The organism is Haloarcula sp. H-hyl6, from assembly GCF_056934455.1.
The window spans coordinates 1-13,632 of sequence record NZ_JBRIIK010000002.1; the positions used below are offsets into that span (position 1 = coordinate 1).

Sequence of the window (13,632 nt, forward strand, 5' to 3'; positions counted from 1 at the left end):
CTCGGCGGTCCCACTCCAACTTTACTCAGACGCCGACACCTGTACCCTCGGGTGTGTGAACGGTCAACTTCCATCCGAGATTCGTCTGGGGCTCTGCCGGTCGTTACCTAGTCCGGAGCCACCCGCGCGACCCGTCGAAAGCTCCGTCCAGCATCGAAAACCCGCGACGGAGACAATGTCCGTTCCTACCCGAACACACTCAGCCGCGACTGCCCACCCGTCAGGACCGCGTAATCTGTATCAGTCCCTCTTTCAGCGCCTCCTCGAACCGCTCGTCGAGGGCCATCGACTCCCAGTCGTCGGGGAGGTCGTCTTCGGGGAGCGAGTCGAGCGAGTCCACGAGCGAGCGGTGGAGAAAGCGGCCGTTCTGCCCGCACTCGTCACAGGTCCGGATGATGGAGCGAATCTCGAACGACCGGGTGACGGTGGCTTGGCAGTTCGAACAGACGTACGTCTCGGTCACAGTACACGGGGTATGTTCTCCCCCTACTCGGGTGTTGCGGGACGCGCGCGTCGTTCGCGTCCCGTGAAACCGCTCGCTACGCTCGCGGTACTAGTCCCACTTCGCACCGGGGTTGGTCACCGCGCCGTTCGCGGCCGACCCGAAGTCCCGGTGGTACTTCGCCAGCACGCCGTTCGTGTAGTTCGGTTCGGGGGCCTCGCGGTCGTCGAGGCGGCGCTGTATCTCCTCGTCGGAGAGGTCCACCGACAGTTCGTGGTCGTCGATGTCGATGGTGATGGTGTCGCCGTCCTCGATGGCGGCGATGGGGCCGCCGACGAAGGCTTCGGGCGCGACGTGACCGATGGAGAAGCCCCGCGTCGCGCCGGAGAAGCGGCCGTCGGTCAGCAGCGCAACGTCCTCGGAGTGGCCCTGTCCGGCGACGGCGCTGGTGACGCCCAGCATCTCGCGCATCCCGGGGCCGCCACGGGGACCCTCGTTGCGGATGACGATGGCGTCGCCAGTCTCGACGTTGCCCTCTTGGACGTACTCCATGGCGGCGGACTCCTCCTCGAAGACGCGGATGGGGCCCTCGTGGTGGAGGTGGTCCTCGCCGGTTATCTTGATGACCGCGCCGTCGGGCGCGAGGTTGCCCGAGAGGATGCGGATGGCCCCGCGCTCGTGGATTGGGTCGTCGACCGGGTAGAGGTAGTCGACGTCGAGTGCCTCGATGCTCGGGGGGTCGGCGGCCTCCAGTTCCTCGGCCATCGTGTTTCCGGTGACGGTGAGCGCGTCGCCGTGGAGCAGGTCCGCCTCCAGCAGGGCGTTCAGGACGACCGGGACGCCCCCGACTTCGTGGAGGTCGTTCATCACCTTCTCGCCGCCGGGTTGGAGGTCGGCGATTTTGGGCGTGCGGGCGCTGATGTCGTTGAACGTCTCGATGTCTAAGTCGACGCCGGCCTCGGCGGCGAGCGCCAGCAGGTGGAGGACGGCGTTGGTCGACCCGCCGACGGCGACCTGCAGGGCGATTGCATTCTCGAAGCTCTCGTGGGTGAGGAAGTCGGAGGGTCGGCGGTCGTTCTCGACGACGTCCAAGACCAGTTCGCCGCTCTCGCGGGCGACGTCGTAGCGGGACTCGTGTTCGGCGGGCGGGGAGGCGCTCCCCAGCGGCGCGAACCCGAGGGCCTCGGAGATGGAGGCCATCGTGTTGGCGGTGAACATCCCGCCGCAGGACCCGGCACCGGGACAGGCGTTGCGCTCCATCTCGTCGAGTTCGTCCTCGGTCATGTCACCCTCGGCGACGGCCCCGACGCCCTCGAAGACGTTCTGGATGGTCACCTCGCGGCCGTCGTGTTCGCCGGGCATGATGGACCCGCCGTAGAGGAAGACGCTCGGGAGGTCCGTCCGGATGGAGGCCATCATCATGCCGGGCATGTTCTTGTCACAGCCACCGATGGTGACGAGGCCGTCCATGCGCTCGCCGAACGAGACCAGTTCGACGGAGTCGGCGATGACCTCCCGGGAGACGAGTGAGGCCTTCATCCCCTCGGTCCCCATCGAGATGGCGTCCGAGATGGTGATGGTGCCGAACTCGATGGGCATCCCGCCGGCGTCGTCGATGCCCTCGTAGGCGGCGTCGGCCACGTCGTCCAGGTGGACGTTACACGGCGTGATGTCTGCGGAGGGGTTGGCGACGCCGACCATCGGCGAGGCCAGGTCCTCGTCGTCGTAGCCCATCGCGCGGAACATCGCGCGGTGGGGCGCGCGCTCGGTGCCCTCGGTGACTTCGTTCGACCGGAGGTCCGGGTCCTTCTCCCCGGGCCCGGACGTCTCTCCGTGTTCCTGCTGGCTCATACTCCGAGGAAAGCCGCCGGTGGTCTTAAACGCCCTGACTATCGCGTTCGGGTGGACGCTGGCCGACTGCCGTTGGCGAATCCGTCCGGTGACAGTAGCTTCTTTCCGAGGCGTCTCCAAACCCGAGACATGGCGACGGTCACGACGGCGGCGCGACTCCACTTCGGGTTCCAGAACCTCTCGCTCGCGCACGAACGGTTGTACGGCGGGGTCGGACTGGCTCTCGACGAGCCACGATTGGTCGTCGAGGCCACCCCTGCCGACGAGGTGGACTGCGACGACGACGAGGCGGCACCGTACGTCCGGCGCGTCGTCGAAGCGCTGGACGTCCCCGGCGCACGCGTCCGCGTCGAAGACCGGTTCCCTCGGCACGTCGGCCTCGGGAGCGGCACGCAACTCGCACTCGCCACGCTCGTCGCCGTCGCTCGCGCCCACGACACGACGGCCGACGCCCGCACCTACGCGCCGAAACTGGGTCGCGGGGGGCGAAGCGGCATCGGCGTCGCCACCTTCGAACGGGGCGGGTTCGTGGTCGACGGCGGCCACCCCACCGAGCGGTTCACCGCCGAACCGCCGGCGGAGGGCGACTGGGAGGTGCCGCCGATTCTGGCCCACCACGACGTGCCCGCCGACTGGCGGTTCGTCCTCGTCGTCCCCGACAGCGACCCCGGTCAGAGCGGGAGCGAGGAGGACCAGAGCATGCGACAGGCCGTCGAACGGGCCGACCCCGGCATCGCCGACGAGATATCGACCCTGCTCACCCGGCGACTCCTCCCGGCCATCGGCACCCGTGACCGGCGGCAGTTCGGGCAGGCCGCCGCCCGACTCGGGAGACTCAACGGCGCGTGGTACGCCGACGAACAGGGCGGCGTCTACCGCCCGCCGGCCGGCGGCATCGTCGAACACCTCGCGGGCGCACAGGCGGTGACCGGCGCGGGGCAGTCCTCGTGGGGGCCGACGGTGTGGGGCCTCACCGACACCGACGGCATCGATGCGGCCCGGGCGACGGGAGAGGCGGCCCTCGACGGGGCCGGCGTCGGCGGCGACGTCCACGTCGTCGCCCCGCGGAACACGGGCGCGACGATGGCCGAGTAGCGCGTCTTCGGCCGCTGATACGGTTGAAGGGGGACGTTCTGGCTGTACCGCTGACGGCTCTCGATAGGTCGGGGTAAGACCCGGTTACCGTAACAGGGCAAGCGTTTAAGCGACCACACGGGACAATGCGTGTATGGAGCGCATCCCGTTCGGTGTCAAGCAACTGGACGCCATCGTCAACGGCGGTGCCCCGGCCGGCAGCGTCGTCCTGTTGGCCGGCGAGGCGGGGGCCGGGTCGCGGGAGTTCATGCACACGAGCGCGGTCATCAACGGTCTGACCGACGTGGACGAGGACCTCTACGACCTCTACTACGGGACGCCCTCGGAGAAGGCCGTCCCGCCCGAGGAGGTCCACTACATCTCGTTCACCGCGAGCGGCGAGCAACTGGCCGCGGAGATGCGACTGGCGATGGACGAGGACCTACTGGAGACGGCCCTCGAAGGCGTCCAGTTCCACGACATGTCCGAGCGGTACTTCCACGTGAGTCCGGTCCCCCGGTCGTGGTACGCCGAGCAGACGCCCAGCATCAAGGACCTGCGGTCGCGCCACGAACGGGACGACCTACTCGGGGCGCTGGGGTCGAAACTCAGCGACGTGGCGGCGGGTAACCTCGTCGTCATCGACTCGCTATCGGACCTCGTCGGCGCGATGGGCGAGGACATCGAGTGGTCGGACATCACCTATCTGGTCGCCGGCCTCCAGAAGGCCGCCCACAGGTGGGGCGGCCTCATCCTCCTGCACCTGAACTACGAGACGCTGTCGGACACCCGGCAGGGGCAGTTGAGCGACGCCGCTCACGGGACCATGGAGTTCTCGTGGGAGTCCGGCGGGTCCACGCGGGCGCGCACGCTGGTCGTCAAGCAGTTCCGCGGCGTCCTCTCGCAAATCGAGGACGAGAACATCGTCCAGTTCGAGACGGAACTCGGCGACGCGGGGTTCGACATCAGCGACGTGCGCAAGATTCGGTGAGCGATGGTAATCGCGGCCTATTGGCCGCTGTGTGGGCCAGTTTCGGCGGCTGAAACGAGCGGCAAACCCTTAACTGTCTAGTTCGTGAAAGAGAACGTAATGGCCAGTGAGTCGACGGAGGAGGGGGCCGTCACCGTCGAGTTACCGCCCGAACTCGACGAGTGGCTCGACGAGCAAGCGGCGACGCTCGGGGTGGAGCGCGAGGCCGTCGTCCACCAGTTGCTGGCGTCGTACCGTGCGACGACGGACCTCGGTGGGGAGGACTCGCTTGCGGCGCTCTTCGACGTCGACGCCGCGGTCGAGGACGCCGTGGGGGACCGACTCGACGCGGCCGTCAGTGCGGCGGTCAACGACGCCGTTGACGGCCGCATCGACCCCGCCGTCGAAGCGGCGGTCGGCGACCGACTGCCGGACATCACCGACGCCGTCGAGGGGCGTCTGGACGACCGGTTCGACCGCGTCGAGGACGACTTTCAGGCGAAAATCGAGGACGTTCGGAGCCGCGTCGTCCAACTCAAGCGGGAACTCGACGGGAAGGCGCCGGCGGACCACGACCACGAGGCGTTCGACGAGCTAGCCGAACTCGAGGAGGAACTCGCCGAACTGAACCGCGAACTCGTCGCGGCCCGTGACGAACTCGAAGACGCTATCGCCGACCAGTCGGGTCGCGTCGACGACGTGGGGGCGCGCGTGAGCGAGGTGGACGACCGACTCGACGACGTCGAGGAGAAACTCACCCGGGTCGCGTGGGTGGTCAGCGACCTGCGGGAGGACCACGGCGGCCGGGACGCCCACCAGAAGGCCGTGGACCGAATCAAGCGGGCGGCCGCACAGGAGGGCGTCTCGAAGGCGTCCTGCGAGAACTGCGGCGACTCGGTCGACATCGGCCTGCTGACCGACCCGCAGTGCCCGCACTGCGGGTCGACCGTCTCGGACGTGCGACCGGAGGGAGGCATCATCCGCAAGAAGGCGCGACTCGTCACCGCCGCCCAGTTAGAGGCCGGCCCGACCGATGAGTGAGGACGACCCCGAGGACCCGTTCGAGAACCTCGACGCGCCCGACGACCGGGAGGGCGACCCCTTCGAGAACCTCGACCGGCCGACGGCGGACGAGGACGCGCCGCCGTCCGACCCGATTGACGGGATGCCCGACCAGAACCCAATGACGGACGACGACCCGGACGGTGATTCCCCGCCGACGGACACGGCCTCGACGGTGGACCCCGTGCCGACCGTCGACCCGCCGCAGTCGGACGAGCGAGACCCCGAGGACCCGTTCTCGGGGATGGACGAGCGGGGCGGTGACCCCTTCGGCGACGCCGAGAGCGTCTTCGAGTCGGTCGACGTGGGGTCGGTCGACCCCGACGAAGTGTGGGCGTCGCTCGGCGAGGACGACCAGGACGGCCCGCCGTCGGGGGGGTCCCGATACGCCGAGGTGTCGAAACACCGCTACTGCGAGCAGTGCGAGCACTTCTCCGGGCCGCCGGAGGTCCACTGCACCCACGAGGGGACCGAGATTCTGGAGTTCCTCGACATGGAGACGGTCCGGTTGCTGGACTGTCCGGTCGTGGCCGAACAGCGCGAACTCGGCGACGACTAAGGGGAACGACTTTTTGTCGCCGTCGCGGATGGGCGGGCATGCAGTTCTGCGACGACTGTGGCTCGATGATGCACGCCGACGGCGACGAGATGGTCTGTCAGTCCTGTGGGGCCCGCGTCGCCAAGGACACGGAGAGGGCCGCCGACTTCGTCAGCACGGCCGAACAGAGCGACGACGACGTCATCGAGACGGAGGAGGGCGCGGACTTCGAGGGGAAACCGACCGCCGACGACGTCACCTGCGACGAGTGCGGTCACGGGAAGGCGTGGTACACCATCAAACAGACCGGGTCCGCCGACGAACCACCGACGCGGTTCTTCAAGTGCAAAGCCTGCGGACACCGCTGGCGCGAGTACAATTAAGACCCACCTGAGACTGCCGATTTCGGCAGATTAGGGTTTTTGGGCCTTGGCAAGATTGCATCGGTGTACCGTCCACCCGAAACGTTGGTTCGGGGCCACTTAGTTGTTCCCACTCAGATTACTCTCAGGCGAGAATCCTGCCGCTGTCTTGCGGTTCGGCGTTCGACAAGGGAAATTCTCTCTTGTGGAAGGGTAATTGCCTGCCGTGAGGGTAGGGGCGTGACGGGAGAGGTAGCCCTTCCACAATCTCACTTCGCGTTTCGCTTGGACAAACTGAGAAATTATCTCGGTAGGCTCTCGCGCACTCACACAAGCTCAAAATAGCACTTTTTTATATGAAATTTCTCGAAAGCAAGGGTGGGGGTAAGCGCAGGCGGCAAGAAAAGACGTGACCAAATCTGAGCTAAGTTAATAGCTTTAAATCTGCTTATAGAACCAAATATCCTCTAAGCACCGAGTATAGAAAACAGAGTATGCAGGATACTATTCGTCTCTTATTTATAAAGGCCGAAGCATATAGTACTTAAGTGAGGGAGGTATCCTGCCGCCCTCTGATTCCTATGCGAAGTAAGGAAGTTATGCTATCGAACGAGGAGCATAGACTCTTGACCAATCTCAAGCAACAGAACTATCCTGAGCATACCCCCTTTGGGTTCATCATCGGTGAGCTTGTTGAGGAGGAACTTCACGAATGACGAGATACTTTGTAGATATTGACGACGAGTTAGCAGAGAAGTTGAAGCAAGTAAACGAGCAAGACATTATCGAAGTTCTCACTAAGCTTGCTGAGAAAGAAACATCCTCTGACGAGCTTGCGGCCTACGATTCCGTTACTGCGATTCGAGAAGATAAGTCACTCACCTCTGCTGAACGGAAACGCCTTGAGCTGAAAGCGAAACGCCGGACAGGATTCGACAAGCGATAGCTTTTCAGTCTGTTGCCGTTCTCGACACCTCGGTCTCGGCAAGAACCTCGTTTCCGTCGCTTACAGATATTGTCGCATCAACTTCATCACCTTCGTTAAGTTCTGGCCCACTTGGTTCATAAAGTGAGATAAATGCAATTTCACAGAAATGTTGGTCCTCGCCTGCTGTTACGGATTGAGACAATTCTCCAATATCGTCCATATCAATTGTCATAGTGTATGTCTTATCTTTTTGCACGTCTCCGAACCGAATATCATATCTCATTTGATAATCACCAAATCCTTCATCGTATTCAAGATGATTGACGGAGATAGAATGCTCATCACTACAAGAGCCAAGATTGCCAAGTTTCGTCAAGGAGTAGTAACTATCTGGCTCTTGTAATAGTTCGTATTTGCTGTATTCAGCGTCAAACGCTATTCCATATGCACCTAATGGTTTTCCATATCCATATGTTGAATTATCAAATATTAAATGGTAATCCCCTTGGGGGAGTTGGATTACCTTTTCGGTCGTTCCAGTAACATTCTGTACAGTACCTTCTGAAATGAATTCAGTTTCGCTAAAGTTCCCCTCAGAGAATGTTTGGTAGTTATCTCCATCTACCAAGAATAGGTCATATGGAACCTCTTTTCCTTCTGGCCCTCCATCTGGGACATAGTTGTCCACAGAAACCGAATACTCTAATCTTACGGGTTGTTCAACCGTAAAATCCCAAGTTGTCCATTCATCCGCTAATACCGCATTTGTAGTATCTTCTCCCCCATCGATATAGTCGCCTTTGTTGGGTAGGTTCGGAGTGCTTTCAGTACAACCTGCTAACCCACCGACTGCTGATAGCGTTAATACTTTTCCGAGAAATTCTCTCCTATTGCCCATTTGCTATTGGCCAGATAGCGCACATATATGTATTTACTGCTGTCTCCCGATTCACACCATAGAACGCCCTGTATTGCGCGAGAAACACCGCTCTAAGCTATCCGACTCTCGCGCAAGGGATTCATCCTCTTGCGCCAAGCGCCTGTCAGAGCTACGTGAGAGGGCAGAGAAAGCGTCTGAGAAGGACGAGATTCAACACGAGGGGAAGGTACATACGTTGGGGAATATCTCGACAAGAAGGAACGTGCGCGAGAGTGGGTCGGCCTTGGCTCAGAGGTAGACGAATAGACGAAAGCTTTTTATAGTAGGACTCCCTAACTTTTAGTACAGTCAGGCGAAGTTGGCTGTCGGTTTCCAAAACCATAAACCCGTGCCACAAGGTTGCGCGAGCCTTTTCCTTCGCGTATCGCAATTCTTGATACTACCTAAAGGTATTTATATATTCTAAACTCATATCAGGAAAAGCTTTATATAGTAGAAAGTTGTAGGATACGATAAGAACAATTCGGTGGCACGAGTTGTTTGGTTTGGAAGCGGTAACGGAAACTCGTCGGTCTGAAAAGTTGACGTTTTGCCAATATTCGCCTGACTGCCCTTCCTAATCTGAGGGCAGGGTGACGGCCCTTGCCAGACACCACACAAGGCCCTTGAGAGAGGGAAGCGTCCCTTTGGGGAGCTTCGCAAGGTGTGGTTGCCCTGCTGTAATCCCAAGCCGAGTATTCGGCAGACACAACCTGTCTGTCACGGGAAGCAGGGACACCGGCTTGAGAGAGTCGGTGTGTGTATGGCAGAAACGCCCTTGTCCAAGTGGCAACACTCTAACAAGGGCGTTTTCTCACTATCCTGCCTGTCACAACAGGGGTATTTGGCAACCTCACCACACCTCTGGAAGCGGGGTGGAAATCTGTCGGTCTGCGAAAGTTGACACATCGGCAGACCGCAACCGCCTTACTACACAATCGGTTTTCTGTCCCCCGGTTCTCTTTTCAGACCGACAGATTTCTCACCGCTTCCGAAGGGGTACAAAAGTTGCCTGAGGGTTAGAGGGCGTTCAACACCTCTTGCTTGCGGCGTTCTGCCGCTTGCTCGAAGGTGGGGGAATCGTAATGCTGTTTCAGCATTTGAACCGTTGCGTTCACCCTGCCGGAAATGGTGTCCCAACTCACACCTTTGTCTCTCATACGGGTAATCGCCACTCTGCGCAAGTCGTGACACCCGATACTCTCAGGGCAGTCAGAGGCGTTCTGCTTGGTGAGAGGGTCGCCTGAGTCGTCGGTACACTCACCACACTTGGTAAGCCCCGCTATGTCCCTGTATAGAGTGCTGTCGTCTATTCGACCGGCCCAAGAGGTGAGCAACGCATCACTACCGTCTTGCGGTTCTGTCCGATGTGCGTCTATGTAGTCAGTCACGACACTCATAATCTCGGGCGAGATATTCACGTCCCGCTCACCCTTGTTGCCCTTCTTGAGTCTCAAGTCTGTTTCCTCAGGCCGATTCCGGATTTGGATTATTCCGTCTCTCGGTTTCACGTCTGAGCAATCAATAGACAGCAGGGCCGACTTTCTGCAACCGATATGGTAGATTAGCAGAAACTCGACCATTTGCCGACTGGCGTAGTCGTGTTTTGCGAGGTGTCCGATGATTTCCTCTGCTTGCTCTGTCGAGATACGGTGGTTGTCGTCGCCAGAGCGTGACTTTTCCTCACCCGATACGTCCAAGTCGTCGCGCTTTCGGGCGATTGTCTCGCTTATCGTCTTACCCTCCCGAGGCGCACGCCACTCTGCCTCTGCCCATTTAAAGAACACACCGAGAGTTTCGAGCTTGCCGTCTCTGGTTGTGCGGGCGTAGTCTCGCCTTTGCAGGAGTTGGTTCCACCGGCTAATCTGCCGAGGCGTTACGTCCATCAAGTCGCTCACGTCTTGCGATTGGAGAAAGTCGTTCACCGTATCGCGGTATCGCACGTAGGTCTTTTTCGAGAAGTTTCCCCTGCCGTTGCTCTTGCCAGAGGGGAAGTCGCTCACATCGGCCTGAGTGCCTGCCTGCGTTCGTGCGATAGGTAGCCGGTCGTATCGGCGTTCCCTCGCGTCGTCGGGTTGCTCGAAGCTCACGCGAAGCTCAGACCGCTCTGAGAGGAAATCGCACAAGTCGCGTTCTGCTTGGTTGGTAGTCGGTTCATCGGTCGAAGTATCAGTTGCCTTGCTCATAGCCCGTGTGGGATTATTGCACTTAAGTCTATCCCCGGCGCTGTCTGGCGATTAGCGTCTCTCAGAGCAAACCCGCTATGACAGGATTCTGAGGGTAAAACCGCAAGACGGCGAAGGGGTGTTTCGACCGATGCTAACCTGAGGTTAGGATTCGATTTGCACCAACTAATAAAAGTTGGGCAATCTTTATAACTAACCCCCCGCTTAGCCGCAATCTTCCAAGTGCCAGGACTGTGGCCACCGCTGGCGAGAGTACAACTGAGTCGCCTACTTTCGTGTGCCGGGTGTAGTCCTATCCGGCGCTGCCCCGACCTCTGAAGCGTAATGGCAGAGTACACGTTGCACGTGCCGTCGATTCGTGGCGCGACGAAGGAATCACCCGGCGTACCGTACAACGAGGCGGACTTCCCGATGGACGACATGGCCGACATCGACGACTACTACCTCCTCTCGACGTCCGGTATCCCGCCGGAGGACTTCGAGGACCTGTCTCTCCCGGTCTGTCACGTCGACCAGCGCCTGAGCCTCCCGCTCCTCCGACGTGCGCTGGACGAGATAGACACCATCGAGGGCATCGACGCCGAGACGGAGACGGAGACCATCGACATGATTCACGACCTCGGGGAGTGCTTCCCGAACGACGGGCTCAACGACGACGAGACGTGAGCCCCCCCGTCCGAAACGGTCTCGGACCGACTGGGGGCCATCGCTACAAACCCGTTCGAAGCCACCTGAAGGCACTTATCTCGACTCCCGGTAGGTGCGGGTATGCGCCGCCGTTCCCTCCTCGCGCTCTGTGGCTCGCTCGTCGCCGGCAGTGGCTGTCTGAACGTGGGCGACGACACCGTCCCGGCAGACGACACCGTGACGCCCGTCCCCTCGCCGGACGAGGAGACGGGCACTCACGACGACCAGATTCCGACGGTCGACGTCCGGTCGGCCGCCGTCCAACCCGGCGTCGTCGGACCGGACAGCCCCGACTCCATCGGTGTCTACGACGACGCCGGGCAGTACCTCGTCGTCGACGTCGCCGTCGACGGACCCGCCCCGGACCGCTCCGCGTTCGGCTTCGAGTTCGACGGGGCGAGTCACTCTCCCGCCGAGTTCACGAACGGACTCTACCGCGACGGTGAGTGGGGCGTCCGCTACGGGGAGGGCGGGGGCCCGCTCGTCTTCCCGTTGCCGGCGACGGGCGACGCCGCCGACGCCCGCCTCTCGTGGCCCCGCGGGGAGTGGACGCCGTCCGAGCGGGCCCGGTCCCGCCTCGAAGGGGCCCTGCCCGCCTTCGACGTCACTCTCGACGGTCCAGAGACAGTCACGGCGGCCGACGACCCGGCGGTCACCGTCTCGGTGACCAACGAGGGCGACGTGACTGGCCGGTACGCCCTCGCGCTCAACCGGACGGGACCGCGGGTCGCGTACGCGCCGGTCGCCCGCGTCGCTGGTGAACTGGGGCCGGGCGAACGGGCGACGCGGACGTTCGAGGCGGAGAGTCCGTACGTCGCCGACCCGCCCCGGGAGGCAGTCTACCGGCTCGACGCACCGGGCGACGGCGAGGACGAGAGGCTGACAATCTCGCCGGCAGAGACGGAGACGGACACCGAGACGCCCACGCCCGGGCGGACAGACGAGGGGACCGCCACCGCGACGGAGTGACGCCGCTCAGGGCGTGACGGCGACCCACGCGACGACGACGAGGGCCGCGCCGAGGAGGGTGGACCCGACGGCGTGGGTCCGGAGTTCGTCCAACAGGTCGTGGGAGTGTTCGTGGAGCGAGCAGACCTCGTCTATCTCGCTGCCGGCCTCGCAGTTCGGCAGGAAGTCCATCGCGACGTGGAGGAAGATGCCGGCGGCGAACCCGAAGACGAGCGCGTTGGTCACCGGCGTCTGCGGGACCGTCAGCATCGCCGACGGGATGCCGGTCAGGCCCACGCCGGCGGCCGGGAGCAGCAGCGACGTGACCGATTTCCCGTCCCGGTGCAGACGGCGGGCGGCGGCGTACCCGGCAGGCCCTTTGTGCGAGACGATGGCCAGTCCGAGCAACAGGCCGAGACTCGGCATCGAGGCGTAGACGATGCCGATGATGAGGCCGGCGGAGAGCGCGTGTGCAGCGATTGCCACCGTCGTCGTATCGAACGACGTCTCGACGTGGGTCAGGCGGTGGCCGACGGTGTGGGTGCCGTACCCGGCGACGATGCCGGCCGCGATGCCGATACCGCCGATGCGGGGCGTGCCGGCGGCGGTGCCCAGTCCCATCGCCTGCGGGACGAGGAACATCGCCGCCGAGGTGACCATCGCGCCGCTGGCGAGGCCGTACCCCCAGACGAGACGGTGGGGACTCGTCTCGGTCGACCGGCCGCCGAGCCACGCACCGAGGCTCATCGCGGCGAACGCGACCCACGAGATGACGAGTACCTTCTGCGCGTCGCCGCTCACGGCGAGCGCCGAGAGCGCGACCAACGCGACGACGCTCGAGAGGCCGACGACGGACGGTCGCTCGCTGTTATTAAAAATAGCGAGTTTGTTAATAGCCATTGTCTATTCCCAAACGCGTCTTAGTAATAAATCTCCCGGTAACCCGTCAGCGAGTCGCTCGGCGGTAGTCGCCCCAGTCGAGTACATCGCCGTCTAGGTCCTCGGCGGGGGCGTCGGTGAGCGCCCACAGTACCATCTCGGCGACGGCGGCGGGGTCACGGCCGCCGTCGCCGGAGAGGTCGGTGGCGACCTTCCCCGGGTCGACGGCCCCCACGGTCGCGTCGAGGTCGGCGGCGAACCCGCGGGCGACGGCCTCCGCCGCGGCCTTCGATACGGCGTAGGACCCGTACCCCGGCATCCCCTGTCGTGCGACGGCGCCCGTCGGGACGACGACTCGGGCCGCGTCGGCGAGGTGCGGGACCGCCTCGCGGACGGTGGCGAACACGCCCCGGGCGTTCGTCCGGAGGTGGTCGTCGAACGCCGCGTACGACTCCTCGTCGAGGGGTGTCTCGCCCGCCTCGCCGTGGTAGACCCCGGCGTTGGCGACGACGCCGTCGACGTGTCCGTTCACACGGGCCGCCGTTTCGAGCAGTCGTTCCACGTCGAACTCGTCGCGGACGTCGGCCCGCATCGCGGTGACGTCGCCACCGTCGGCCCTGATGTCGTCTGCCACCGCCTCTAACGCCTCGGCGTCGCGGGCACACACGACGGCGTGCCCGCCGGCCGACGCGACGGCGCGTGCGACCTGCTCTCCGATGCCTCGACTCGCGCCGGTCACGACCACTGTCGTATCGTCCATGGCCCACCGTTCGGCCGCCTGCCTCA

The 13,632-nt window shown here is 62.9% G+C and carries 14 protein-coding genes; 8 read left to right on the plus strand and 6 right to left on the minus strand.

The window, feature by feature from the left end; genetic code table 11:
- Positions 1-220 precede the first annotated feature (220 nt).
- Positions 221-463 (minus strand): hypothetical protein, encoded by a 243-nt coding sequence (locus tag Hhyl6_RS13165; RefSeq protein WP_483739713.1) that lies wholly within the window; start codon positions 461-463, stop codon positions 221-223.
- Between the two features lie 90 nt (positions 464-553).
- Positions 554-2,293, minus strand: coding sequence for a dihydroxy-acid dehydratase (ilvD, locus tag Hhyl6_RS13170; protein WP_483739714.1), 1,740 nt, complete (start codon positions 2,291-2,293; stop codon positions 554-556).
- A gap of 129 nt (positions 2,294-2,422) precedes the next feature.
- Here ilvD and Hhyl6_RS13175 point away from each other — a divergent pair, with 129 nt between their 5' ends.
- From Hhyl6_RS13175 to Hhyl6_RS13200, 6 genes are all read left to right on the plus strand, one after another.
- Positions 2,423-3,388, plus strand: a complete 966-nt coding sequence (locus Hhyl6_RS13175; RefSeq protein ID WP_483739715.1) for a beta-ribofuranosylaminobenzene 5'-phosphate synthase family protein — start codon at positions 2,423-2,425, stop codon at positions 3,386-3,388.
- Between the two features lie 133 nt (positions 3,389-3,521).
- Positions 3,522-4,358 (plus strand): RAD55 family ATPase, encoded by an 837-nt coding sequence (locus Hhyl6_RS13180; RefSeq protein ID WP_483739716.1) that lies wholly within the window; start codon positions 3,522-3,524, stop codon positions 4,356-4,358.
- Positions 4,359-4,457: 99 nt separating this feature from the next.
- Entirely contained in the window at positions 4,458-5,378 is a 921-nt protein-coding gene (locus Hhyl6_RS13185; RefSeq protein WP_483739717.1) for a hypothetical protein, read from the plus strand.
- Positions 5,371-5,958 carry a DUF8135 domain-containing protein gene (locus Hhyl6_RS13190; RefSeq protein WP_483739718.1) on the plus strand — a complete coding sequence of 196 codons (588 nt, stop codon included), beginning with the start codon at positions 5,371-5,373 and terminating at the stop codon, positions 5,956-5,958. The genes Hhyl6_RS13185 and Hhyl6_RS13190 overlap by 8 nt, the downstream gene beginning before the upstream one ends.
- A 38-nt stretch (positions 5,959-5,996) precedes the next feature.
- Positions 5,997-6,320, plus strand: coding sequence for a transcription factor S (locus Hhyl6_RS13195; RefSeq protein ID WP_483739719.1), 324 nt, complete (start codon positions 5,997-5,999; stop codon positions 6,318-6,320).
- Between the two features lie 691 nt (positions 6,321-7,011).
- Positions 7,012-7,245 (plus strand): hypothetical protein, encoded by a 234-nt coding sequence (locus tag Hhyl6_RS13200; RefSeq protein WP_483739720.1) that lies wholly within the window; start codon positions 7,012-7,014, stop codon positions 7,243-7,245.
- Positions 7,246-7,249: 4 nt separating this feature from the next.
- On the opposite strand, the gene Hhyl6_RS13205 is transcribed toward Hhyl6_RS13200, so the two are convergent.
- Together Hhyl6_RS13205 and Hhyl6_RS13210 are read right to left on the minus strand one after the other, a co-directional pair.
- Positions 7,250-8,125, minus strand: coding sequence for a hypothetical protein (locus Hhyl6_RS13205; protein WP_483739721.1), 876 nt, complete (start codon positions 8,123-8,125; stop codon positions 7,250-7,252).
- 1,040 nt (positions 8,126-9,165) lie between these two features.
- The gene (locus tag Hhyl6_RS13210; RefSeq protein ID WP_483739722.1) at positions 9,166-10,332 is read right to left on the minus strand and encodes a tyrosine-type recombinase/integrase; all 1,167 of its coding nucleotides are present in this window, start codon (positions 10,330-10,332) and stop codon (positions 9,166-9,168) included.
- Between the two features lie 324 nt (positions 10,333-10,656).
- On the opposite strand from Hhyl6_RS13210, the gene Hhyl6_RS13215 reads away from it, so the two are divergent.
- Positions 10,657-10,998: a hypothetical protein gene (locus tag Hhyl6_RS13215; RefSeq protein WP_483739723.1), complete on the plus strand. Its 342-nt coding sequence runs from the start codon at positions 10,657-10,659 to the stop codon at positions 10,996-10,998.
- Positions 10,999-11,100: 102 nt separating this feature from the next.
- Positions 11,101-11,988, plus strand: a complete 888-nt coding sequence (locus tag Hhyl6_RS13220; RefSeq protein WP_483739724.1) for a hypothetical protein — start codon at positions 11,101-11,103, stop codon at positions 11,986-11,988.
- Between the two features lie 6 nt (positions 11,989-11,994).
- On the opposite strand, the gene Hhyl6_RS13225 is transcribed toward Hhyl6_RS13220, so the two are convergent.
- The gene (locus Hhyl6_RS13225) at positions 11,995-12,867 is read right to left on the minus strand and encodes a ZIP family metal transporter (protein WP_483739725.1); all 873 of its coding nucleotides are present in this window, start codon (positions 12,865-12,867) and stop codon (positions 11,995-11,997) included.
- A 46-nt stretch (positions 12,868-12,913) separates the two neighbouring features.
- Positions 12,914-13,606: an SDR family NAD(P)-dependent oxidoreductase gene (locus Hhyl6_RS13230; RefSeq protein ID WP_483739726.1), complete on the minus strand. Its 693-nt coding sequence runs from the start codon at positions 13,604-13,606 to the stop codon at positions 12,914-12,916.
- Between the last annotated feature and the right edge of the window lie 26 nt (positions 13,607-13,632).